Here is a 24,902-nt window from a genome sequence, read left to right as displayed (position 1 = left end):
ATCACTCGCTGAATTTTAATTTTAGGGTTTACTTTTTAAAAATGAGTGCTAATATTAATGACACAAGATAAAAAACGGAGGAAAGAGGAGTACGTTAATTCAACCTGCCAGTGAATCGGGGCTTAGTGGAAACCTGATCAGACCTTGAATTAGCCGAAAAACACTTTCTTAGTTGCTAACTGAAATAACTTAGTTAAAGTAGGATTAGTCGTTGGCCGGTACGTTATCATCGGTGGCGTATGTTAGTACGCTATTTAAAGCTGGTTTATTGTAAGATAAACAACTTGGGTGGTACCGCGAAAAAAGTCTTTCGTCCCTTGATTTAGTCAAGAGACGGGAGACTTTTTTCGTCTTGTTAATTTAAAACCCCAAAGGAGTGCCACATTATGCATTTAATTATTCCAAAATCATATGATCCTAAGTTATCAGTTAAAGAAACTCAGACTGCCATTCGTTACATTCGTGAAACTTTCCAAGATGAATTCGGTAAAGAACTCAACTTATCACGTTTGTCAGCGCCAATGTTTGTTGAAAAATCAACCGGGCTAAACGATAATTTAAACGGCGTTGAAACCCCTGTTTCCTTTACAATGCAAGACTTACCCGATCAAACGATTGAAATCGTGCATTCATTAGCCAAATGGAAACGGATGGCCTTACATCGTTATGGCTTTGAATTACACACTGGCCTCTATACCAACATGAACGCCATTCGTAAAGACGAAGATTTAGACAACCTTCATTCGGCTTATGTCGACCAATGGGATTGGGAAAAAGTTATCGCCAAAGATGAACGTAACTTAGATACCCTGAAGCAAACTGTCAAAACCATTTTCAAAGTCATTAAGCATATGGAACACGAAGTTTGGTACAAGTTCCCACAAGCGGTGCACCATTTACCAGACGAAATTCACTTCATGACCACCCAAGAATTGGAAGACCGCTATCCAGATATGACCCCGAAAGAACGGGAAAATGCCATCTGTAAAAAACTCGGGGCCGTCTTCTTAATGCAAATTGGTGGTGAACTTCACAGCGGTAAGCGCCATGATGGCCGCGCCCCAGACTACGATGACTGGCAATTAAACGGCGACATTTTATTCTGGTACGAACCATTACAAATCGCTCTCGAAGTTTCTAGCATGGGTATTCGGGTAGATGCCGAATCAATGGCCCGTCAACTTAAGTTAGCGGATGCTGAAGATCGTCTCAAGTTCCCCTATCACCAAATGATTTTACATGATGAACTTCCCTTCACCATCGGTGGCGGTATTGGACAATCACGCCTTTGCATGTTGTTATTAGGCAAAGCGCATGTTGGTGAAGTGCAAGCGGCTTTATGGCCACAAACCATGATTGACCAATGCGAAGCTAACGGGATTCACTTACTTTAAGTTTAAACGACAATTGAAATAACCTTTTAGGATTTTAGATAAGCGACGGTTACGAAACTGATTACTGGTTTCGTAACCGTCGCTTATTTTGTATGATGCTTGGCGTCCATGGCAAATACTGAATAAAACGTACCTCTTACGCTTAAAAGCCACTGAAATCACCCTCACATGCATGGAGAATATAGATATCGCCAGTATCGCTCGTTAGTGAAGGTTAGTTCTCACATTGGATGTCGACCAAGCCACTTGCAGTATCAAGACCAGGTCTATTCCTTGGACGGTAATACGGACAAGTATCCAGATTTCGAATCAACAACAGGATACGGTACGATTACCGGCGTTGGTGGTATTAATTGCCGTCACTATACAATACCTTATGTTGATGGTATTGGGGCTATGCCTGTGACGCAACAGAGTGATGAGGAGAATGCGTCAATTAGAACAGTCGCAACGACGGCCTGAACGTGAGGTTCGCCGGGCACGCAGAAAATTAGTAGCTGCTAATGAATTAGGTGATTAAAGCGAAGTTACTAACGCTCAACAATTGATTGGCAGACGGCAGTCAATACTGAACGACTTTATTAAACACCACGGACTTATGCGACAATACAATCGTGAAAAAATTAAGCTACCATACAGCCATGCCAAAAACAATATGGAACTATTGCCACGTTATCAAGCTGCGATCATCCCTGTGCCTATGTTACGAGATTATGCATTAAATCCTGAACATCCAGTTGGAAAGAATAAAGCAATAGTTTTTAACTCATCCTGGGGTTATACTCAAAACAACTATAAGGATTTAATAAATTAGGTTCAAAGCGTATTGCCACATTCACGAGTAGTTAAGAAGGGTAATCACGGCCACGGCATGACTTTTATCAAGTGGATACATGATTGAAAGTCCCAATGGTAAGACTAAACGTATACGAACTGCCTGGATTGATGACGAGGATTCTAAAGAAATGTAATTAACTTCAATTTATGTAAAGGAGGATAAACACAATGATGGAAAAAGCGAGCGTTGATTCACGGGATATTTGTGAGTTCGACATAGTAGAGCTAACTGATGGTCGTGAAGCCACCATTGTGTTTGTTCCTAAAGACCCAACAACTGGATTTGAAGCGGATATCGGTAGCGGACCAGAGGATTGGGATACGATTAGCATCAAAGCATCGCAAATTAAACGAATTGTGTGGCACGCTGGATAGCGTGTTTTTTATTGCCCTAAGCATGGCATTAAAAGGCTCATTTTTTATACCTAAATTTTGAAGGAAGCAAAAAAATGGCAGATGATAATTCAGAATCAACACTTGCGACAACACCGGTAGCTGAACCAGCATCGACTCCTTCACCAGGAATCACCCCCACATGCGTGGGGAATACTGCTTAACGCCGCGTTGCTTCCAACTATCCAAAGGATCACCCCCACATGCGTGGGGAATACTACAGGAATTAGCGCAATTGCGATTCGGTCATAGGATCACCCCCACATGCGTGGGGAATACGAACAGTTGGACTAGCGGGTAAAATTATGGGTGGGATCACCCCCACATGCGTGGGGAACACCGGTAAACTGATCGGTATACCAGCCACTTGCCAGGATCACCCCCACATGCGTGGGGAATACTATTTGGCGATTTTTACTAAGTTCGACCAGAAAGGATCACCCCCACATGCGTGGGGAATACCTGCGGTTTCTTCCAGTGATACTGCTGTTCCCGGGATCACCCCCACATGCGTGGGGAATACATTTCAATGCTGTTAAATCAAATGCCGATAGCGGGATCACCCCCACATGCGTGGGGAATACAGCCGGGGCAACGAATAATCCGGCTGGAACCGAGGATCACCCCCACATGCGTGGGGAATACGTGGCGAATTACCGCTTATTAATCACGCTAACAGGATCACCCCCACATGCGTGGGGAATACATGACCGGATTGCTGTCGCATTACTACCACTAAGGATCACCCCCACATGCGTGGGGAATACTGAATTAATCATCACAGAATACTTTGAATAAGAGGATCACCCCCACATGCGTGGGGAATACTTTTAGACGAGCCTGCCGTTAGCTCGAACGAAAGGATCACCCCCACATGCGTGGGGAATACGGGACGCGACTAGGATTGAACCGGTCACTGTGAGGATCACCCCCACATGCGTGGGGAATACGCTTTGATGCCGTTCTTTACCTCCTAAATTTAAGGATCACCCCCACATGCGTGGGGAATACTCCGCCGTCTGTCCAGCCACAGTCGACCCATTAGGATCACCCCCACATGCGTGGGGAATACTCTTACCACCAGATAATGCTTTGTAAATCGCAGGGATCACCCCCACATGCGTGGGGAATACAGACGGACAAAGCGTGGGGATACCTACTGGGGAGGATCACCCCCACATGCGTGGGGAATACAATTTATGCGTTGTTATCTGATCCTGACGGATAGGATCACCCCCACATGCGTGGGGAATACATTTCATAATATCCGACCAGACGCCTTTATACGGGATCACCCCCACATGCGTGGGGAATACACCACAGAATCGTCTGTGAGCGATGCTAACCAGGGATCACCCCCACATGCGTGGGGAATACGCGTTAGTGATAGTAATAACGACGCTGTTAACGGGATCACCCCCACATGCGTGGGGAATACATTTCGTCTCCTTGATTAAATCTGTTCTCATTGGGATCACCCCCACATGCGTGGGGAATACTCCCACGAAGTTGCTGTATTTCCTGATTTATCAGGATCACCCCCACATGCGTGGGGAATACTGTTAGATGAGATTGAAAAATACGTCATTCCAAGGATCACCCCCACATGCGTGGGGAATACAGTAATCACGTTTAACCCGTGGTCTGACCGGCAGGATCACCCCCACATGCGTGGGGAATACGGGAAACACAGTTAGCGGTGACCAATCGGCTGGGATCACCCCCACATGCGTGGGGAATACTGCATTTTTTTGATTGACCAAGCGGATAGATCAGGATCACCCCCACATGCGTGGGGAATACACTAAAGAATCCTTGATATAACAGCATTCCAAATTTCAAAAAACACCGAATTACATTAACTTGGTTTTAAACTGCTTATATTTTAAAGCATACAACAGCAATGCACCATTAACAATCACGATTTTATCCTTTACATCGTTAACCACACTGCTGATACTGATTAAAGCAGTTGTTCAATCGGCCGTAATTGTTCATCAAAATAAGCTTGCCCTGACATAATCAATGTTGGCACACTCGTAATACCATTATCCAAAATTTCTCGGTCAATTTGTTGCTGCACTGCCGTTGCTTCAGGATACGGTTGTACCTGAAAAGTTGTCTGTAAATAGGCAGGTACCGCCGTAGTCGTCAACGCTCGTAACGCTGCTTGCTGTTGAAAGACCGCCTGGATAAAGGCCAATGCCGCCGTTGGGTGTTGATAGTCAACATACCCATTCGCAATATTGCCATTCATCAATGCCGGATTAACTTTATTCCAGAACTTTAAATGCAAGACTAATCGGCCCTGATCAACAGCTTCAAACAACGCTGCTTGATTCGGTAACCACCAGTTCTGCGTATCGACACAGCCCAAATTTAGGATTACCGTTAACTGCTGCGGTGCCTGTCGATTACCGTAAGTTAATGTCGTCGCTTGGTCATAATTGAATTTATATTTAGTCATTCACTTTGCTCCTCTCATAAAAAATCGTCACCACAACTTAATGCAGTGACGACTAACGACTCATTTACTATTTAATCACCTTAGCAACAGCCGCATTCACAGCTACTTGTTCCGCCTCAATTAGCGCAACCCGGGTAGTAATTACTTTAATATCCATATTTATTTCCCGGGTTAAGCCTGGCGTTGGTAACTTCGGTTCGAAGAACGCTTTAAATTCAGCCAATCGTGGCGCAGTCTTAAAGATTCCGGCAATGACCGTGATGTAAGTGGTAAATTCCATATCACCACCAACCGTCGCTTCTAGCCATGACCAATCCTGACGAATCCAGTCCCAAGCTGCTTGTTCACCAGCATCATTGGCTAAGACACCGCGGAACCAAGCACGTAAATCTTGTGGTTTAATCGTATCAGCATCTTCAAAGGCTGTGATTAGCTTTGCAATCAAGCTCGCATCCGTCGTGGCAGTTAATGCAGCACAGATATCTGCTTTAAAGCTAGCATCTGAGGTTTGCCGATAAGTTGCCAATAATTGATTGAACAACGCTAAACTGCCAAATTTTTTGACTTCATTGCGTAAGACCAAGACTCGCACCGCTGCTGGCAAAGTTTCGAGTTTGCCTTGGTTCGCTTCAAATAATTCATGCGCAGCTAAAATGGTACCCGCATTTTCAGCATATAACGAAGCATTTAAAACAACGGGTCGTGTCAATTGATCATCATCAGATTCTTGAGCTGCTGCTTGCCAACCTAAACGATCAACTTGTTTTACACTCAATTGATCAAACAAGTGTTGCAATTGTTGTGCTTCAGTTGAGGCTGGTTTAACGAATTTCTTCAAATCATTAGCAACCCGGTACAAAGCCACGTTAACCAAAGTTGAGGTGCTGTTCGCAAACTGTGCCAATAACGGTACCATTGATGCATACGAAATTTGGCGTCCCTCAGCTAACAAACGTAGGTCCTGTAATACTTGTAATTGTGAAATTGCATCCCAACTATTAGCCTGTTTTAAAATATCCGTTAATAATGTTTGATCATATTTCACGATGAAGTGTGAGTTATTCCCAACATTTAAGCGGAATGGTTGTCCATTTTCAGCACGTAATTTAGCATAGTCACCCAATACTAAGTGACTGGCATCCATAATTTGTGGCGCTGCGGCATAATTACTGTTCAATGGAATCTGCCATTGCCGATTAGCATCCTGACCATCACCAATAAAGAATTGGGTTTGTGATAAGGTTAATTGCCCCTCAACCACCGCTGCTGTCACAACTGGATAACCAGGCTGTTCGAGCCACGAAGTCATAATCGCCCCGACATCAATGCCAGACGCCTGACCAAGTGCCGCCCATAAATCAGCACCAGTGGCATTACCATACTGATGTGCTTCAAAGTACTGTTTCAAGCCGGCACGTAAGGCGTCATCACCTACTAGGGCCCGGGCCATTACTAACATCCGCGCGCCTTTGGCATACACAATTGCTGCATCAAATAAGGAATCGATTTCTGCTGGGTTTTCAACTTGCACGTGTACCGATTGCACCCCGTCCGTCGCATCTCGTTGTAACGCGGCTGGTGCATCGGAGGCTTGGAAAGTTTCCCAAATATGCCAATCCGGTTCAATTGCATCAATGGCGACATATTCCATCATGTTGGCAAAACTTTCATTTAACCAGAGGTCATCCCACCACTTCATGGTAACCAAATCACCGAACCATTGATGCGCCAATTCATGCGCAATCACGGTGGCAACACGTTGCTTCATATCCAGCGCCGTGTTATCAGGATCAAGTAAGAGATAAGCCTCCCGATAAGTCACTAGACCCCAGTTTTCCATGGCACCAGCTGAAAAGTCTGGCAAGGCTAATTGCCATGAGTGTGGGAGTGGATATGGTTTTTGATAAAAATCTTCATAAAATTCAATTGATCGTTTCGCAATGTCTAAAGCAAAGTCGAGTTCATTTGCCTTATGCGCTTTAGTCCCGAAAACGCCCACTTTAACCCCACTCTTAGTAGTGGTCAACTTACGTTGTAAGTCACCAAAGGCAAACGCCACTAAGTAAGTAGACATCCGCAACGTGGTGTCAAAATAGTGCACGCCATCGACCACTTTAATTTCTGGCATGTTACTAATGGTCGTTTCACCTGGTTGTTCGTCGTATTTAATAGCCAAATCAAACGTCGCTTTGGCTTCAGGTTCGTCAATACAAGGGAACGCTTGCCGCGCTGAATTTGTCTCAAATTGCGTCCCAATAATCTGTTGTTTTTGACCATTAAGTTCGTAATACGATGGATAGATGCCCATCATGGTATCCGTTAAAGGTGCTGTATAGTCGATGGTTAGCGTGGTTTGACCAGCTTTTTCCAAATCAACCCGAATTGCATCAGCTTTAGCGTCAATTGCAAATGGTACTGCTTGACCATCCGCTTGAACCGTATTAACGGTTAAATCTTTTTGATGAATGGCGATTGCTTTCGTCTTGGCTTCACCAGTAATGACCGTCTGACCAGTGATTTGTTTCGTTTCACGATTAATATCTAAATAAATATCATAATGTTCTGGTTGAAACATTTGATAAAAATGCGTTAATTCTTTCATGAAATTCTCCTTGATTTGTTAGAATAATTCAATTATACGACAATTAACTGCCCGGTGCGCTGAAAGTGGTTCTTAGTTGCTAATTTTTTAGCGACTTGCGGTTTCATCTCCAAATTGTAAGCCACGTAATTGGGCTGCAATCGCTTTATCACGATAGGCATTATTATCAAACCACATCTCTGCACCACTCGCCATCATCATCACTGGAATTTGGCGACCATCGTAGTATTGATAACGAACATAGTCAAACTCGCCATCCCCCGCCGTCTGGGTCGCACCTAATACATTTAGAAATTTCGGTGTGCCAGTATCAAAATAGTTCAATTTAACTTCACTGATTCTATTATTTTCGACCGTTTCAACGCGCTTGGTGTAAGCTTCATAATAATACCAAATTCCTTGATAATTGCTAGGCCAACGTTGGGGCTTCGCTTGAACTGCAGCGCTAACGTCCGCATTTAGTGTCGCACTATCTTGCACCGTCGGCCGACTACCAGTCACAATTTCAGCGAATCCCGCTTGCAATGCGCTATTTTGTGTATCTTGTAGGTAGAATGTATCTCCATTAGTCGTTCGTGACATGAAAACCACTGGCCGTTGATTATGCAAACAGAAAAGGTAAGACGTTGGAAACATCGTCTTGGGCTTGCCACCAGTAGCAACGGCCACAATTTGGAACGATTTCCCATTCTCCCCGTCCTGTGACCAAGTTAACTCAATTGGTTGATTGCCCCAACTGACGCGACCTGCTAGTTCACCACTAGTAATCGCTTTTGGGAAGATATAACCAAGGTGATCAGGATTGGCCCCATCGTAGGTTCCTTGATAAGTCTGGCCCATTGTGGCTTGCCAATGATGCATAAACGTTGATAACGCGCTTGCCTTTGTCGTATTCCATAACGTTGACGCAACCTTTTTAGCCCCAGTAGCGGACTTGCCAACTGATTGGCTAGTCTTAGTTGTTGTCTTTTTAACAGTAGTCACCGACGAACTGGCACTTTTAGCCGCCTGTTGGCTATTTTTCGTGGCACATCCCGTCAATAACACTGTACTAGCCAAACTCACATACCATAATTTTTTCATGCTTATTTGCACGTACACTTCTTCATATGTCTACGTCCTCCCCATTTCATTTTTAGTATCACAACCGATACGCCCCAAGCTTTACGTTCCTAATGATCTAATTCACCACTTTTAACCACGTGCGACTAATCAACTTCAAAAAAATCTTCATCTACATCATAGAGATCATATCGGTAACGTATTCGGACACCAACTTGATATTGCACCATCAAATCAGTTAACTGAATACCATCAATCGTTAGGATACCAAGTTGTTTAGCTGTTGCGAGCGCGCCTTTGGTAAAGGCCGACGATGTGATAAAAACCCCCTTATTACTATGATTCTCCGCTATTGCACCGTAAAACGATGCCATTTCTGGTCGTTGAACCAAATTAGTCTTACTATAGCGTTTGGCCTGGACATACACGGTCTGGGTCCCTAGTGGGTCTTGATTAATCACACCATCAATCCCATTATCATTGGATTTTTTGGTGACAAAAGCACTCCCTTGATCACCTTTGTAACCCATCGCCACTAACAGTTCAACCAGCAGATTCTCGAAGCGATAGGGATTCATCTGCCAAATTCGTTCTAGCAACTCATTCGCAATGGCATCATTATATTGCTCTTGCAACCGATGCATTTTACCATCAATCGGCAAATCGTTATCAGCAACTGTTGCCAAGTTGTCCGCAACTTGAACTGCCTGTTGTTGCTTTTTTTGCCGCCGTTCCTCAATTAACTGCTGGTGTGCTTGATAAGCTGGTAAATTCAGCACGCGTTTTTCAGTAATATCACCGGCGTATTGATTAATAAATTTATTACCAGCACTATTTTGGGCATATTTAGCAGCGCCTAGGAAATCAACTAATCCAGCATTTTTCAGCAAACTTAACGAAAAGCCGGCCCGATTTTCAGCAATATTATCATCATATTTACTTTTTTGATACCTTTTCATCCGTAGTGTTGCTGGCACATCCATCCGCTCAACTGCCGCAATTTTCAAATCGCGACTCCGCCACACTGGCTTCTCCTGAATGACTATCAAGATTATTGGTAAATAACTATCCCAAACCGGCTGACCATCACTACTCTTTTTTGCCTCTTGATAGTACGACATACGCAATCAATCCTCCAAAGGAACTTTTTTTCACTGACATAATCGTAAAGCTTTCATTGAATCATACGACTATTTGTATATAAAGATAATTCTATCGGTTTGCTTGCGGGGTTGCAAACTGTTTCAAATCACCGTGTCTTCGCTGTCCACTTATCCACCGCGACAAAAACGAACTGAAAAACATGCTAAACCCTCAGTTATGCTCTAATTTGGGCAAGCTTAGAAACTTCAAGCTTTAATTGACTACCCAAAATAGCTTAAGCTTGACCACCATCAAGTTATTTGGTGAGCCCAGACGTTATACTTAAACCATCAAATATAAAGAGGTGGATCACATGACAACCGTTAAAATCTATTTAGATTGTCACTATGACAAATTAGACTTTTATACCCACGCAATCACAAATGCCCATGGTCAAAATCACCCTGAAGTTTTTGCTGTGCGTGAACAATATCTGAAATTACGTGCGGATGCCACAGCCAATCACCGCTTAGACGCTAACTTCACTGAATTGCGCCGAACAACCCATAATTACGCCATTCCAAGCGATGTTTGCCCCGTGTTTAAGGCAACCTATCTGATGTTGTCCCAAGCTGATCATCTCAATGCTTCAGCCTAAAGCCTGAAAAGTGATTGTATCTACAAAATGGACTCCCAAAATCAGCCGGTTAGGCCAATTTTAAGAATCCATTTTTTTGGTTCTATGCTATTTGGTACTGTGATGTGAACCCCCAAAAATTGGACCAAGCGCCAGAAAAGCCTCACCAGAATTACACATTCCGATGAGGCTAACCGGTAAACTTTTGATAGACAGCTTCGTCCACATTACTTGTCTCTTATTAGGCTTCGTTCCGCTAAACACCGTTAAACGAGGTTTCCCTTTTTTAATTTATTTAGCTTCCTATTCCCATTCTATACTTCACCTTAACAGTATCAGGATGAATCAGCGTGTTTAAGGCGTTTATCGAAACAACTAATAGCAATAAAAAACTAAAAAATCAAATGCGATGTGCCATTTTAGTGCCAGTAGTATTGAGAAATCTAAACTTCAAAACCACAGTTACGGGTAGTCCGATTTATATATTGGTCTACCTTTTTTGTACCCATTTTTTAGTTCAATATTTTTCACTGCTGGCTAAATCTATTTGATCAAAATGGAGGTAATCTACTTGCAAACAGCAACCCGTAAAGTTTCTGTCTGGTTAGCCCTGCTGACCTTGTTCACTTCAATTTTTATGACCCCAATCACAAGTGCTTTTGCCGCTGACATGACCAACATTAAAGCTGGCGACTGGGTATCAACTTGGCATCTCAGTCTATTGAATGGTCTTCATTGGACTGACACCGGTATTTACAAAAAAGTTGTTGATGGCCAAATCACTTTCTGTGTTGAACACGGGATCGATATTGAAAATTCTGGTTCAGGTTGGACACCAACTGATTATTCGGCGGCTGAGAAAGACAAGCTAGCCGAAATTGCGTATTTTGCTTATCAACAAAATCCAACTGACGCCAATTATGGTCTAGCACAAATTATGATCTGGGAAGCCTTAGGTAATGAACTATTGACCACCGACTATCCAGATTATCAAAATAAAAAAGCGGCTGTGCTGGCAAAAGTTGCAGCGTTCAACACCAAGCCATCGTTCAATGATCAAAATATTACCTTAAACGTTGGTGATTCAATCACTTTAACCGACACTAATGGCACTTTGGCTTCATATATTGAACAAACTGCTAATACCGCTAATTTGAACATCACAAAAGCTGGCAATAAATTGACTTTGACTGCCACAGCTAATTCCAAGGAATCTGGTAAGATTTCCTTTGCTAAAGCTAAGGCTGCTAATATTGGTACTTCCCTCCTTTATGGTAAAGGTAATCAACAAAAAATTGCCTATTTCAAACTGCCAAACGGAAATAACTTTGATCTAAACATTAAGGTAAATCTGAATGGTAATTTGAAAGCTAAAAAAGTTGACGCTGATACCAACAAGGCTCTGCCAGGTGCGAAACTCAAATTTGAGTACAATGGTCAAACCAAAGAAGTTACCACTGGCACTGATGGTTACGCCGCTTTAAACGACATCAAGGCCGGTACCCAAGTCAAAGTTTCAGAAGTAACCGCACCTAATGGCTACGTTAATAAAGGTGAAATCAAGACGGCCACGATCGCACCTAATCAAACAATCGAAGTCGTTCTTGGCAACAAAGAACAACTTGGTAATGTAAATCTAACGAAGATTGGCCGCCAATTTGGCACCAATATGTTTAACAAATACTATTCATTAAATGGCGCCATGTATGGCATCTATTCAACCGATGGTAAAAAAGTTGGAACGATCACTACCGATAGTACTGGTAAAGGTGCGCTACAAAATCTAAAACTCGGTAACTACTACGCCGTTGAAGAAAAAGCTCCGGCCGGTTATATTCTTAACAACGAGAAGGTACCTTTTGAGTTGAAATATGCTGGTCAAAATGTCGCGGTCACTGCTACTTCGGTTAAAGCGACCGATGATGAACAATTCGGTACTGCCACTTTGATCAAGGAAGATACTAAAACTGGTAAAACGCCACAAGGCGCTGCATCACTTGATGGTGCTGTCTATGAACTACATCGAGCTTCAAATGATGAACTAGTTGATACCGTTACGATTAAAAACAATCAAGCAAGTGTCGCCAATCTAAAGTTAGACGACTACTACTGGCTCGAAAAAGCAGCGCCAACTGGCTACATTAAAGATACAGAAAAACATGCATTCAAACTGACCTACGCTGGGCAAAATGCGAAAACAGCCACCGTATCAACAACCGTTAAAGAACAAGTCATTACTGGTGGCTTCGACTTAATCAAGATTGGTAACTATGATTGGCACACCGCACTTTCTAGCCATTTAACTGGTAAAGAAAACAAGTCTAATCCACTGGCTAATGTTGAGTTTACAGTCACTAGCAACACAACAAATAAGGTCGTCACAACGGGTACAACCGATAAAGAAGGTTATCTCAAATTTACTGATCTACCCTATGACACTTATACCGTGACGGAAACAAAAACACCAGAAGGCTATAAAACCGCCGATCCATTCAAAGTCACGATTCATCAACAAAACGAGACCCATCATTATTCAGTCGTCAATAATGTATTGGAAGAACGTTTGAAAGTAGTCAAAGCTGACGCCGAATCCGGCAAAACAATTCCGCGTGCCAACGCTGGCTTTAAAATTAAATCACTACAAACTGGTAAATATGTTTCCATGCCTAATCTCAATCATGACGGGACAACAGACACTTTTATGACTAATGAAGAGGGCTACTTGACCACAACTGAGGCACTCCCCTATGGTCAATATGAATTAGTCGAAACACAAGCACCATTAGGCTATGTTCTTGCCAAAGACCCAGCTAAATTTTCGATCACTGGCAAAGATAGTGATGGTATTGTGACCGTCAAATTTACGGATAAGTCGCAAAAAGGTATTGTCACTTTGCATAAAACTGGTGCCACGCCTGTTGAGGTAACTAAACAGTCAACCAAGTACGGCGAACAATACGGTTTTAACTATGACTACACCCCACTGGCCGGTGCCAAGTTTGAATTTACTGCCAGTAAAAATATCACCACCGCTGATGGTACTGTCCACGCCAAAAAGGGTGAGATTGTCGCCACGGCTACGACTGATGCTAACGGACAAATCAAAACCCCACAACTTTATCTCGGTAAATACTCAGTTAAAGAAGTTGCCGCACCAAATGGCTTTATTCTCAATGACAAGCCAATTGATTTTGAATTAAAATACGCTGGTCAAAATGTTGAAGTGACTTCAACTTCTCTCAAAGCGACTAACGATTTTCAGAAATTAAACGTGGTGGTTAACAAGCAAGCTGAACAAATCAAGAGTTGGGATAAAAACAAACCCACGCTTGAAAATAAAGCTGCTAATGGTCAAGTCTTCGGACTGTTCAGTAAAGCTGGCTACACCAATAGCGACATCAAGGTTCCGGCAAAGGCATTAGTCGCAACTGCGATCGTCAAAGATGGTAAAGCAACCTTTGCCGACATTCAATTGCCTGAAGATAGCTATTATGCGCAAGAACTAGATGCCGGTGAAGCTTATCAGCTTGATGACCAAACTTATGATTTTGAATTTAAGGCAACTGACAACACCGCGACTAAAAATTTCACGATCAATGATGATAAGGACGCCCCAATTCTAAATAAACTACACTTCAACGAATTTACCTTTAAGAAAATCAACGAGACCGCTAAGTTAGTTGAAGATAAAGGTTATCAATTCACTTTTGATGGCAACGCCAAGGGTGCGGTGTTTGAATTACTAGATAAGGATAAGAAAGTCATTCAAACCACTACAATTGATGACAAGTCGATTGGTGCCTTCAAGAATGTACCGGTTGGCACCTTCTATTTACGGGAAAAGACTCCTTCCGCGACCAATCTTGTTTTGACTAAGGACTTAACTAAAATTGTTTCAACCAAAACTGGTATCACTGTCTATGATGCTAAAGGTCAATTAATTAGTCAGGATAAAAAACAGGCAGACGAAAAAGCAACAACTGAAACTAAAGAAACCACCAAAAAACCAGAAATTAGTTTCACACTGAAAAATAATTTGATCAAGGGTACTGGTGAATTAACCAAGACTGATGTCAGCAATGGTAAAGTCTTGCCAAACACTGGTATTAAAGTTCTCGATCAAGATGGCAAAACAGTTGTATCAGGTCGGACTAATGACAAGGGTATTTTCAGTTTTGCCAACCTGCCTGCTGGCAAATACCAATTTGTGGAGTATGACGCACCAAAAGGTTACAAGATCAATGAAACACCTGTCGATTTTGAAATCACTAAAGATGGTGAAATCGTCAAGGCGCAAATGAAAGATGAAGCGGTCGATAGGCCACTAATTCACCTACCACAAACTGGTGAAGAACGTAATCAATTGTTAAGCGTTATTGGCGTGATTCTACTATTAATCACTAGCTTAATTGTCTGGTGGATTCATCATTCAAGAAAAACTAATGCGGATTTTTATGACGATGAAGATGAAGATGATAACTGGAACAATGAATAGTCTCTCCCATCGGAAAGAGTGATCGTATGCCAAAAGAAAAAATTGATTCTGTTTTTAATTTATCCGAATTTCATCATGACTTTAGAGAATTGATCAATCCAATGTTCCCTACCTCACCAACAGAAGATGAAATTTTAAAAGATGTACTGCAAGAGGCGCAAGCTAATCTAGAAACGTCAATTAGGTTTGAAATTTCAAAAGATGAATGTAAATTAGGCGCCTATATTACCTTTTTGTTCAACTCAGGTTTTATTAATGGTAACAACCCTTTTCTGAGTTATCGTGGTGTACTTCTGGATTAGGTTTCAATAAATACCCAATTTTCATATTTAGGAGGTCAAATGATTTACGTATCTTCCATTAAAATGTCATCCAGTGGTAAACCGAATGTTTTGCTTGAAGGTGAACTCATTCTGAACCATAGTCTGATCATCAACCAAGTACAACTCATTCAAGGACACCATCGTCTGTTCTTAAACTTCCCCCAAGTTCGCAATCAGCGGCTTATCTATCCCCTCAATACTGATCTATATCAATATTTACTCAACCAAGTCATCGAATATTATGCACATTCCAAGTCAGATAGTTAAATTATCTGACTTTTAGTTTGCCTAAAATTCAAGAAAAGAAAGCGAGGACCCAATTATGGATCTTAAATATGTAATTCCCGAAGTACGTGAAACTTTCGGTCAACTCACCTTTGCCGGTAATTTTAGCGAAACTCGCGAAGGCTCCGGTGCCAATCGTAAAGTTGTTTCGCGCACTTATGACCTTTACTCCAATGTTCAACGTGCCGACAACATTCAAGTGACGATCCCAGTGGCAGCCGGTGAAAAAAATGACACGCTCGAACCATTTGATCGGGTTCGATTAATTAATCCACGAATCGCCGCAGTTGGTTATCGGATTGCCGAAGCAGCATTTGTAAATTACACCTGCATGGCTGATGATTTCGTCAAGATTTAGCCACTTATCAAAATTAAAGAAAGAAGGAACCCTATATGCGATTACCAGAAGGCATTAAGCTAGACACACCAAAAACGTTCGGTAAATTATTATTCTCCGCCCAACGCCGTGAAAGATTTATCGAAGACGATGAAGGCAACCAAACAACTAATGTTCGCTCACGTACCTTTGATCTAAAAAGTACAGTACAAGGTCAGATGGTTCAAGTCTCCATTCCGGCCGAAGCTGGGACTAAGAATTTTGAATATGATCAAGAAATAGAACTAGTTAATCCTGAGATCGACACTGTCGCCAATGCGGATTTCCGAGGTGTAACTGTTTCTTGGTATCTCAAAGCATCTGATATTGTATCAGTCAAAAATAACCAATCTAAAACTGGTTCAGTAACCACGGAGAAAAATACAAATGACAAAAAATAACCATCGGAAGTTCTCATCCCAGCGCTCCCCACCGTCTCTATGGCGGTTTAAGTGTTCCCTGGTCATCACAAAAAAGAAGTTAGGAGATTTTTTATGAATGTACTTGTCTGTATTAATGAAATCGGCTTTATGGACGATTTTGTAGCCAATATCAAAGAAAGCTCTGTTAACGAAGCTGAGAGAAAACTTCAGGAAGCTCATGAAATTGCGATTGAATCGCCTGATTCTGGTTTTAGTTTAACAGCTCTATCGGAAGTGACTAAAGATGGTGTTGCTAAAGAATTTACCTTCAAGAGTATGCAGACCGAAGAGGGTCTAACAATGATTTATATTGGCGTAGCTGATGCCGCCTAGTTGATTCTAAAATAATTGAAATGAGGTGATAATTTGAAAGCAATTTTTCACTATCGCGGCACTCAAATCCATCCACGTGATCAGAACCTAGTTTTTCAAACATTGCTAAGTATGATTCTATTCATCTTGCTACCATTGACTATTTTCTTTTATCTGCCGTTACTGTCTAAAATCAACCTCAAAACCGTTTCATGGCCAACAATTCATAGCCTCCCTTGGTCGTTTAGCGGATTGATTATCAGTTCCATCATTACATTTCTGGTTTCATTAATAATCATCTTACTGATATTAATCAGATTTCCCGACCAATACCGCAAATTGATACATCGACAAAAAATTGCGCGAATGTTCATGACGAATAACTGGTATGAGAGTGAGACAAGGAAAAATGATGGCTTTTTTAAAGACTTAGATTTAGGGGGTTCAAAAGAACGAATCTCACGGTTTCCACGAGTTTACTATCGTTTGAAAAATGGTCTGATCCATGTGCAGGTGGAAATTGTAATGAGTCCTTACCAAGATCAACTGATCCATTTGGAAAAGAAACTTGAATCCGGCTTATACTGTGAAATCGTTGATAAAATCCTCCATGATTCATTTGTAGAGTACACGCTACTCTATGATACGATTGGTAATCGAATTTCGATTGAACATGTGAAATGTCAAAAAGGCGCCGTCAACCTTATGAATAATGTTGCTTGGGAATACGATGTTTTGCCCCATATGCTAATCGCTGGCGGCACTGGTGGTGGAAAAACCTATTTTATTCTCACATTGATCCAAGCATTGATTCGCGATGGTAATCAGTTGACCATTCTTGATCCAAAAAATTCCGACCTAGCCGATTTGACCGATGTTATTCCAGATGTTCACTATGAACAAGACGATATGATTGCCGCCGTAGCTCAGTTTTACCAAGAAATGATGGAACGTAATAAAGAGATGAAAAAAATGGCCGGTTACCAAACAGGCAATAACTATGCCGCGCTTGGACTTCCCGCCCATTTTCTAGTCTTTGATGAGTATGTGGCTTTCATGGATATGATCGGACGTGAAGCTGTACAAGTCATGAGTAAGCTTAAACAAATTGTCATGCTTGGCCGTCAATCAGGATTCTTTCTTATCTTGGCCTGCCAGCGCCCTGACGCAAAATATTTAGGTGATGGTATTCGTGATCAGTTTATGTTCCGAGCAGCACTTGGTCGAATGTCGGACCTTGGTTATACCATGATGTTTGGTGAAACCGATAAAGATTTCTTCTTAAAACCCATCAAAGGTCGTGGTTACGTTGATACTGGTATTAGCGTTATTAGTGAGTTTTACACACCACTGGTACCGAAGGGCTATGATTTTCTGGGTGAGATCGATGCTGCCTACCAGAGCAATAACAAAACACTGTAATCGCTTATTCAGGTAGTTATTTATGTTACTCCATACCTGATTTACGGACTAAATCAATCGCTGCATTACACGTAGCTCCAAACTCAATCCCGTGCGCATATTCATTGGGCTTTTGATAAGCAATCCATAATCTTTGAAGACTTGGACTTGTTTTAAGAGCTGTTAATGTTGAAATATAGGTACCTAATTGATTAGTTGTTTCTCTTTTTGCAGAAGTTGCTTGTATTGCCTTTTTTAATACGTCAAACTTTATTTCAGTCTTATCCTGATGATCGAGCAAAAATAAATCGTAAAAATCCTTCAATCGTGTATTAGCATCAGCCCGGCTAACAATCGTCTCCAACTTTTCGGCAATGATGGTTTCAACTGTGTACGCCATAACTTGGACAGTCCGATCCTCAAGTATCATTTTGTGTCCATACTGGATGGCGCGCTCAGTAATCACATCTCCAGTTGATATATCAATCTTAACATCAACTCGTGTGGTATAGATTTGTGCACGGATATGAATCCGGTAACCAGAATACTCATCATCTTCCCTAATTTCGCCAATCCTTACAATTGATAGTTTGATTATATCTTCTGGTAATTCAATGTCACTGATTTCTTGAAACACACTTTTCATTTTATCTTCCGTCACTGGTAAACCAACAATTGAGGTATCAATATCCCGTGTTGAGCGAGTGTCGTTACCAATTAGTGATGCAATCAAGAAGCCACCTTTTAGTACAAGATTTTTTTGGTAAGGCGAATTAGAGATTCTATCAATTAGATCATCCAAAACAATCTCCTGCAACATAATTTGTGGTGTGATTTTTCTTTCTTTTGCTAACTTTCTGATTCTAGCCAAAAATTGCTTCTGGTTAGTAAATTCAAGTTTCACAGTAGGACCTCCATATACGTTCTAATTTCTTCTTCTACCTTAAATGTTCTTGCGTACGCCATTAATTGGCGGAGATTCTTTTCTTTCCGATGGGCGTAACTATTCATTGCTTGTTTAATCGTCTCGGCATCAGACCTATCTCGCGTTCGCAGGATATCACACAAGGTGCGCTCAACATCGTAAACCTTAACTAGGTGTCCACCGGGAGTTTTAGTTGTTGTTATGCCAATTTCATAAAGATCCTTTTTTTGTCGATAAATCTTGATTGGTGCATCGGTTTTTGTACTGTACGCGTATGGCAACGGAAAGTTCATCTCATAGGTACTTGGCGTTCGATCAATCATTCCATAAAGGAATAATGCCGTATCTTTAAAGAAAACACCTTTTGAAAGGCTATATTGTATCGCAGCAATATCGTCACCAAATTCAAGTGGATCAATATAAACACCCGGTGCTAATCTTTCAAGCTGTCCATGAGCATACATGTTGCGCAGCACTCTAGGTGAGATGCCCATTGAATTAGCAGTTTTAGATGTAATTTGACCACCGTTTTTGTTCAAGTACTCAATGATCTCATCTTGTTGGCTCATTATTCCACCTCAATTCAAAAAAATCCGCTTTCTACTCAAATTATAACATATAGTGAGTAAAAAACGGATAAATTATTTTGGCTTTCATTGACTCTTTCGCTTGCCATACTTTGCTAGAATATCTGCAATGCTATATTCCTTTAGAATGAGCCTATTTTCTAATAATAACTTATGCAGGAGATTATTTTTATTTTCTTGCCTTGAAGTCTTAATATACCGAGTTAATAAACCATTAATTCTATTGAGGCTTTCAGTTTCAATAGAAAGTGACTGATCTCGACCAGGGTAATCCGTGTACCAGTACTCTATAATAACATCACTATTGTATATATCAGCTGTATCGAAAATTGTTCGAAAATATGAGTCGTCAGCTTTTGATAAACTGTGACCTAGGATTACGATTTTATCAACGTTATAATCAAGCCTAACTCTTTTCTTATCAGGAACACATTTTGATAAAACAGTATTCAACTCTGATAGACGAAAGGTCTTAGTGAATGGTGCCATAAAGTCTGTAAATTCTGGATAGTCGAGAATTACTTGATAATCAAATCCAATAATGATTCCAGAATTTTCTTCTGGGACCAACGATTCATTTTCTATTGATCCATGTATGTTTAGTTGATTCCCACAGTAAAGGCTCTTAGATTCCTTCAGTGCAGGTCGAGAATAGTTAAAATTAAGTATTTGAACTTGTTGATTTTGCTGGGTTTCATTGAGAACAGAATACATCAAAGCGTTTGATGCATCTTGATAGTTAAGTCCACTGTTTAGAAGTTTTCCTTGGCGTTCAGCAATGAACTTTGAAAACTCGGATTCCCAAATATTAATGTCTCGTATTAATACGGGTTGAAGAGAATAAAAACTAGGAAATATCCCGGGAATTTGCAGATCTTTTTCAGGATCACTGATATTATCCATTTTTATAGTCTGTGAGGTCTTAACATCACCAGTATGCAAAAAATACGGATTAAAAAGGTCCAATCGAGATGACTTTTCTGTATAAAATTTATTCACTCGATACAACAATAGTAATTGCCAAAAATAACCATTACTCACATGATCTAAGTTGTCAGGAGTAATAGCCAACAATTTATTAAGGTTAACAACTAGCTCAGCATCCAGACCATCCGTATTTCTTAATAGAAATTCATCACGTGATAATACAATGCCCACTTCATCCATTGCCGAAATGATTTTCTCTTCGTCTTCCTTTTTGGATTCAATACCTCTACCAGAAATTAATCCCAAAAAATCTTGATTATATATTACATCAAGGACGGAATCTTTTAAAAATTTTTCAAAGTTCCACCAATCCCAATTGTCATTTTGTTCTTGTTTTCCCCATCCACCATAGGTATGGGTCTCCAGAGCAAGATCAATTATTGTCCAATCTGAAAGTTTAACATTTTCTAACTGTTTACGGCGATAAATACCAAATTCTTTGAAGGTTGATTGCATACCAAGTGCTAAATCAAAACCATTTCCTATAATGAATAATGTTTTTTTCTCGGCCATAACATTCGCCTCACCTAATTTTATAATATATAGTAAAAATTGTAACACTTTTTTTGATATAACAATAACCTTAGACTGATTCGCCCCGCCGTGCTGTGCAGCGCGAAAAGCGCGAGCGGAGGCGGCGGTCGGCGCAAGCCGGCCGCATCAACCCCCGGTATGTAACACGGGGGTAGAAAACTGATACGTCACGGCCGAAAATAGCGTAGAAACGTTGCCGTAACTACAACTTAATAGCTTTACCTAAAGACGACCAGCTTGTGTAAGGTCGCCTTTTTGTATTTTGAAAAGAAAGGAGTTGATTCAATGCCGATTTGGCGTGAACAAATACGGACTAAGCGTAAGCAACTGAATATCACGCAAACAACTTTAGCTCGACGCATCGGGATTACAGTGAGACACGTCCAACGTTTAGAAAACGGCACGCGGAGTCCAAGTAGTTCTTTACAAATGCAAATTGACTATGTATTAGCTCACTGGGGTGAAGATCCAGAATTAACACTCAATTTTGATTATGTGCGTATTCGCTTCCCCACTCATGATGTGGAGACCTTGATTGAAAAGGTGCTCAATCTAAAAATGGATTTCATGCTATTCAATGACTGGGGATTATATGGTTATTCCACTAGCTATGTTTTTAGCAATATCCAAGTGATGGCCTCTACCCCAACCGAAAAAATTGGTACACTATTAGAACTTAAAGGCCAAGGGTGCCGTGAGTTTGAAGGAGTCCTATTGGCTAATGATGAAACTTGGTTTGACTTTTTTCGAAGGTGTTTAGAACTTAAAGCCGTTTTTAAACGAATTGATTTAGCTATTAATGATCACGCTGGTCTCCTCAGTATTCCTGAACTCATTACCAAATGTGAGAAAAATGAATGTATTTCGGTAATGCGTCGATTTGAAGGCCTAAAATCTGGTGCCATGACTGATGAACAAGCCGAAGATCATGGTGCGAGTTTATACGTTGGTTCGATGAAAAGTGATATTTACTTCTGTATCTATGAAAAAGAAGCGGAACAACAACATAAGTTTGGTACTGACTATCAAACGGTCGGAATCAAAAACCGCTTTGAAATACGTTTGAAAAATGATCGCGCCAAGATAGCTATTGAAGATTTACTTGCCTATCGTGATGTTGAGCGAACTGCTTTTGGCATTATTACTCGCTATATTCGTTTTGTTAATCGAGGCAAAAATAAAGATCGGGCTAAATGGCCGCTTAATCCAACCTGGACAGTTTTTTGTGGCAAAGGTAGGCAGCCACTACGACTGACCCTTGATCCCGAGCCCTTTGATCTTCGCCGCACTCGCGCTTGGATAAAAAAGCAAGTTGCTCCAACCCTTAAAGTTCTGCTGAACATTGACGGCTATAACGGTAATAACAGCACGATGGCTATAATCAAGAACACCGAATTAAAGCAAAAGCATCAAACGATACTTGAACAACAAACCCTTGGTATTAGTGAAGTTGGAGGTGATTATTTTGAAAACGACCAAGGAACTGAATAAGCCACTTGCCACCTTTCCCGCTGGAATCAAAGACTATATTTTCAATGTTTATTACTACCGATTACAATTGGTCGGTGTTATCGAAGATCCCAATTTTCTACAATTACATGAACTAGATAAGTATCTAACGCCAACCAGCTATATTGATTGGCGTTTTTCTGTGCATTGGCCGGCGCCGATTTTAGACGTGTACGGTAATCCAATTAAAAGCGAAGAGTTATTGCAATTGCTCTATCAGGTCTCGGCTAAAACCGGTTGGCCGCTACTAACCATTAAATCTTCCCGCAAATATTTTTGAATTTTGAGGTATCATCATGAAATTTTTAGACCTATTTTCTGGCATTGGTGGTTTTAGGCTTGGGATGGAACAAGCCGGGCACACTTGTGTTGGCTATTGCGAAATAGATAAATTTTCGCGTAAAAGCTACGAAGCAATTTTTGATATCAAAGGAGAATGGACTGCCCATGACATCACAACAGTTAGAATTACTGAACTTCCAACCGCAGATATTTGGTGCTTCGGATTTCCATGCCAAGACATCAGCCTTGCTGGAAAATTGCGAGGATTCACCACAGGCCATCGTTCAAGTCTGTTCTTCACAGTTACAAACCTTATTAAGCAGCTACCCGATAATCGCCGACCCACAATTCTATTTATTGAGAACGTTAAAAACCTTCTTAGTATTAACGGCGGACTTGACTTCCTTAGAGTGCAAATTGAATTGGACCAATTGGGGTATGACGTTGAATGGTCAGTTCTCGATTCTGCCGCCCTCGTTCCCCAACACCGCGAGCGTTTATTCATTGTCGGACATCTTAGAACAAAACGTCAGCGACAAGTATTTCCTATCCCAGACAATGGAACAACGACTACTAAAGGACTAGCTCAAGTCAATCCAACTGTGACGCATCAATATGAACGCGTTTATGACCCTGATGGTATCGCACCAACTCTGGTTGCAACCTCTGGCATTAGAACAAAGATCATCACACCAACACAAAAATCACTCAAGGTATCAGATGCCACTCATCGTGGTTACACTAATGCGCATAGTGGTGATGGCATCAGTCTAACCTATCCCACTAGTCAAACTCGACGTGGCCGCGTTGCTCATAAAAAAGCGCACACTTTACTAACTGATGGCAGTGAAGCAGTTGTTGATCAAGCATTACGTATCCGTCGTTTAACGCCACTTGAATACTGGCGCCTACAAGGTTTTCCTGATGAAGTATTTTATAAAGCCAAGGACTCTGGCCTATCTGACGCACAACTTTATAAGCAAGCCGGTAATAGTGTGACGGTACCGATTATCAAAGCTATTGTATCGCGGTTTCAACTATTGAGTGATCAACATAAATAAATCATCTAAGAATGGTCGTGCGTTACCCTGTCAAAAAACGTGCAATCCATAATGGAGTTATTCATAACAATCTTAATCTGACTATATTTTCTAAATGAAAGGATGAACTTCTATGAACTTCGGACAAAATCTCTTCAACTGGTTCACTAGCAACGCCCAGTCTTTAGTGCTGATGGCAATTGCCGTGATCGGTGTTTTCTTAGGCTTTAAACGTGAATTTTCTAAACTGATCGGCTTTCTGATCATTGCATTGATCGCTGTGGGGCTGGTATTTAATACCGCCGGCGTTAAAGATGTGCTATTGAACTTATTCAATCGTGTTGTTGGTGCCTAATTACTGCAAGAAAAGAGGTAGCTAAATGGAAACGGTACGCGTTTTTATCGTCAACTTAGGTTATTACAATCAAGGCAAGACCACAGGTAAATGGTTCACCCCACCGTTATACCCTGATGCCATTGCCGAACAGCTGGAATTGAAAAATGACAGTGAAGAGTACGCGATCCATGATTACGAAGCACCTTTTGAAATTGATCGCTTTGATTCAATAGACGAGATCAATCGTAAGTATGCTGCTTTAGAACGGCTTGAAGAATATGATTTTGGTGCTGACGTTAGTGCCTTGATTGGCGAATGGTTCCGTGATATTGAAGAACTAGCTGAAAACGCTGAGGATATCGTTATCTATAAGGGTGTTTCAGATATGGCCGAGCTAGCTCAAGATGCTGTGGAATCTGGTGCAATTTTCGGTGACCTTCCAGATCAAGTCATCGCTTACCTCGACTTTGAAGCACTGGGTCGCGATATAGAAATTGAAGGTAATTACTTGGTTACCAACAGCGCTATTTATGAATACGCAAACTAAGATTCTTCCCGGGGACTGGTCTAGCAAATGGATCAGTCCTCTTTACCCCAATGAAAGGAGGTCAC

At 41.2% G+C, this 24,902-nt stretch carries 23 protein-coding genes, 1 CRISPR repeat array and 1 other annotated feature; of the genes, 16 read left to right on the top strand and 7 right to left on the bottom strand.

Features of this window, described 5'->3' with window-relative positions; genetic code table 11:
- Positions 1-68: 68 nt before the first annotated feature.
- Positions 69-321: a binding site (T-box leader), on the top strand.
- A 65-nt stretch (positions 322-386) separates the two neighbouring features.
- From asnA to C5Z26_RS11535, 4 genes are all read left to right on the top strand, one after another.
- A complete protein-coding gene (asnA, locus tag C5Z26_RS11545) occupies positions 387-1,394 on the top strand; it encodes an aspartate--ammonia ligase (protein WP_105450046.1) in 1,008 nt (335 codons plus the stop codon).
- Positions 1,395-1,562: 168 nt separating this feature from the next.
- Positions 1,563-1,856 carry a phage minor capsid protein gene (locus C5Z26_RS11540; protein WP_105450045.1) on the top strand — a complete coding sequence of 98 codons (294 nt, stop codon included), beginning with the start codon at positions 1,563-1,565 and terminating at the stop codon, positions 1,854-1,856.
- A 136-nt stretch (positions 1,857-1,992) separates the two neighbouring features.
- Positions 1,993-2,208 carry a DUF6883 domain-containing protein gene (locus tag C5Z26_RS12800; protein ID WP_370447974.1) on the top strand — a complete coding sequence of 72 codons (216 nt, stop codon included), beginning with the start codon at positions 1,993-1,995 and terminating at the stop codon, positions 2,206-2,208.
- A 191-nt stretch (positions 2,209-2,399) separates the two neighbouring features.
- Positions 2,400-2,606: a hypothetical protein gene (locus C5Z26_RS11535; RefSeq protein ID WP_234005689.1), complete on the top strand. Its 207-nt coding sequence runs from the start codon at positions 2,400-2,402 to the stop codon at positions 2,604-2,606.
- A 146-nt stretch (positions 2,607-2,752) separates the two neighbouring features.
- Positions 2,753-4,427: direct repeats of the CRISPR family, unit length 29 nt; unit sequence AGGATCACCCCCACATGCGTGGGGAATAC.
- Between the two features lie 160 nt (positions 4,428-4,587).
- Here C5Z26_RS11535 and C5Z26_RS11530 read toward each other — a convergent pair.
- The 4 genes from C5Z26_RS11530 to C5Z26_RS11515 form a co-directional block, all read right to left on the bottom strand.
- The gene (locus C5Z26_RS11530) at positions 4,588-5,091 is read right to left on the bottom strand and encodes a thioredoxin domain-containing protein (protein WP_105450044.1); all 504 of its coding nucleotides are present in this window, start codon (positions 5,089-5,091) and stop codon (positions 4,588-4,590) included.
- Between the two features lie 67 nt (positions 5,092-5,158).
- Positions 5,159-7,693 (bottom strand): M1 family metallopeptidase, encoded by a 2,535-nt coding sequence (locus tag C5Z26_RS11525; RefSeq protein WP_105450043.1) that lies wholly within the window; start codon positions 7,691-7,693, stop codon positions 5,159-5,161.
- 87 nt (positions 7,694-7,780) lie between these two features.
- The gene (locus C5Z26_RS11520) at positions 7,781-8,776 is read right to left on the bottom strand and encodes a DUF4767 domain-containing protein (RefSeq protein ID WP_105450042.1); all 996 of its coding nucleotides are present in this window, start codon (positions 8,774-8,776) and stop codon (positions 7,781-7,783) included.
- A gap of 125 nt (positions 8,777-8,901) precedes the next feature.
- Complete coding sequence (locus tag C5Z26_RS11515) at positions 8,902-9,876, bottom strand: restriction endonuclease (RefSeq protein WP_105450041.1); 975 nt, start codon at positions 9,874-9,876, stop codon at positions 8,902-8,904.
- 335 nt (positions 9,877-10,211) lie between these two features.
- Here C5Z26_RS11515 and C5Z26_RS11510 point away from each other — a divergent pair, with 335 nt between their 5' ends.
- The 7 genes from C5Z26_RS11510 (at position 10,212) to C5Z26_RS11475 (ending at position 18,110) form a co-directional block, all read left to right on the top strand.
- Positions 10,212-10,496: an iron-sulfur cluster repair di-iron protein, ric gene (locus C5Z26_RS11510; protein WP_105450040.1), complete on the top strand. Its 285-nt coding sequence runs from the start codon at positions 10,212-10,214 to the stop codon at positions 10,494-10,496.
- Positions 10,497-11,046: 550 nt separating this feature from the next.
- Positions 11,047-14,970: an LPXTG cell wall anchor domain-containing protein gene (locus tag C5Z26_RS11505; protein ID WP_105450039.1), complete on the top strand. Its 3,924-nt coding sequence runs from the start codon at positions 11,047-11,049 to the stop codon at positions 14,968-14,970.
- Between the two features lie 26 nt (positions 14,971-14,996).
- A complete protein-coding gene (locus C5Z26_RS11500; RefSeq protein WP_010581082.1) occupies positions 14,997-15,272 on the top strand; it encodes a hypothetical protein in 276 nt (91 codons plus the stop codon).
- Between the two features lie 343 nt (positions 15,273-15,615).
- Positions 15,616-15,936 (top strand): DUF961 family protein, encoded by a 321-nt coding sequence (locus tag C5Z26_RS11490; protein WP_010581080.1) that lies wholly within the window; start codon positions 15,616-15,618, stop codon positions 15,934-15,936.
- Between the two features lie 35 nt (positions 15,937-15,971).
- Positions 15,972-16,355: a YdcP family protein gene (locus C5Z26_RS11485; protein WP_010581079.1), complete on the top strand. Its 384-nt coding sequence runs from the start codon at positions 15,972-15,974 to the stop codon at positions 16,353-16,355.
- 93 nt (positions 16,356-16,448) lie between these two features.
- Positions 16,449-16,709, top strand: a complete 261-nt coding sequence (locus C5Z26_RS11480) for a hypothetical protein (protein ID WP_010581078.1) — start codon at positions 16,449-16,451, stop codon at positions 16,707-16,709.
- A gap of 33 nt (positions 16,710-16,742) precedes the next feature.
- Positions 16,743-18,110, top strand: a complete 1,368-nt coding sequence (locus tag C5Z26_RS11475; protein ID WP_010581077.1) for an FtsK/SpoIIIE domain-containing protein — start codon at positions 16,743-16,745, stop codon at positions 18,108-18,110.
- Positions 18,111-18,135: 25 nt separating this feature from the next.
- On the opposite strand, the gene C5Z26_RS11470 is transcribed toward C5Z26_RS11475, so the two are convergent.
- The 3 genes from C5Z26_RS11470 to C5Z26_RS11460 form a co-directional block, all read right to left on the bottom strand.
- A complete protein-coding gene (locus C5Z26_RS11470) occupies positions 18,136-18,993 on the bottom strand; it encodes a nucleotidyl transferase AbiEii/AbiGii toxin family protein (RefSeq protein WP_105450038.1) in 858 nt (285 codons plus the stop codon).
- The gene (locus tag C5Z26_RS11465) at positions 18,990-19,583 is read right to left on the bottom strand and encodes a type IV toxin-antitoxin system AbiEi family antitoxin domain-containing protein (protein ID WP_010581075.1); all 594 of its coding nucleotides are present in this window, start codon (positions 19,581-19,583) and stop codon (positions 18,990-18,992) included. The genes C5Z26_RS11470 and C5Z26_RS11465 overlap by 4 nt, the downstream gene beginning before the upstream one ends.
- Before the next feature lie 84 nt (positions 19,584-19,667).
- Complete coding sequence (locus tag C5Z26_RS11460; RefSeq protein WP_057903509.1) at positions 19,668-21,101, bottom strand: AbiH family protein; 1,434 nt, start codon at positions 21,099-21,101, stop codon at positions 19,668-19,670.
- 306 nt (positions 21,102-21,407) lie between these two features.
- On the opposite strand from C5Z26_RS11460, the gene C5Z26_RS11455 reads away from it, so the two are divergent.
- The 5 genes from C5Z26_RS11455 (at position 21,408) to C5Z26_RS11435 (ending at position 24,837) form a co-directional block, all read left to right on the top strand.
- The gene (locus C5Z26_RS11455) at positions 21,408-22,613 is read left to right on the top strand and encodes a replication initiation factor domain-containing protein (protein ID WP_057736520.1); all 1,206 of its coding nucleotides are present in this window, start codon (positions 21,408-21,410) and stop codon (positions 22,611-22,613) included.
- Entirely contained in the window at positions 22,588-22,911 is a 324-nt protein-coding gene (locus tag C5Z26_RS11450; RefSeq protein ID WP_010581072.1) for a hypothetical protein, read from the top strand. The genes C5Z26_RS11455 and C5Z26_RS11450 overlap by 26 nt, the downstream gene beginning before the upstream one ends.
- A 16-nt stretch (positions 22,912-22,927) precedes the next feature.
- Positions 22,928-23,974 carry a DNA cytosine methyltransferase gene (locus tag C5Z26_RS11445; RefSeq protein WP_057736519.1) on the top strand — a complete coding sequence of 349 codons (1,047 nt, stop codon included), beginning with the start codon at positions 22,928-22,930 and terminating at the stop codon, positions 23,972-23,974.
- 112 nt (positions 23,975-24,086) lie between these two features.
- A complete protein-coding gene (locus C5Z26_RS11440) occupies positions 24,087-24,308 on the top strand; it encodes a hypothetical protein (protein ID WP_003678268.1) in 222 nt (73 codons plus the stop codon).
- Positions 24,309-24,333: 25 nt separating this feature from the next.
- Positions 24,334-24,837, top strand: a complete 504-nt coding sequence (locus C5Z26_RS11435) for an antirestriction protein ArdA (protein ID WP_010581070.1) — start codon at positions 24,334-24,336, stop codon at positions 24,835-24,837.
- The last annotated feature ends 65 nt before the right edge of the window (positions 24,838-24,902 follow it).

Origin of the sequence: Lactobacillus sp. CBA3606, from assembly GCF_002970935.1 — a bacterium.
Lineage (GTDB): Bacteria > Bacillota > Bacilli > Lactobacillales > Lactobacillaceae > Lactiplantibacillus.
Note: the sequence above shows the minus strand (reverse complement) of the source record. Positions and strands in the feature narration are given on the sequence as shown.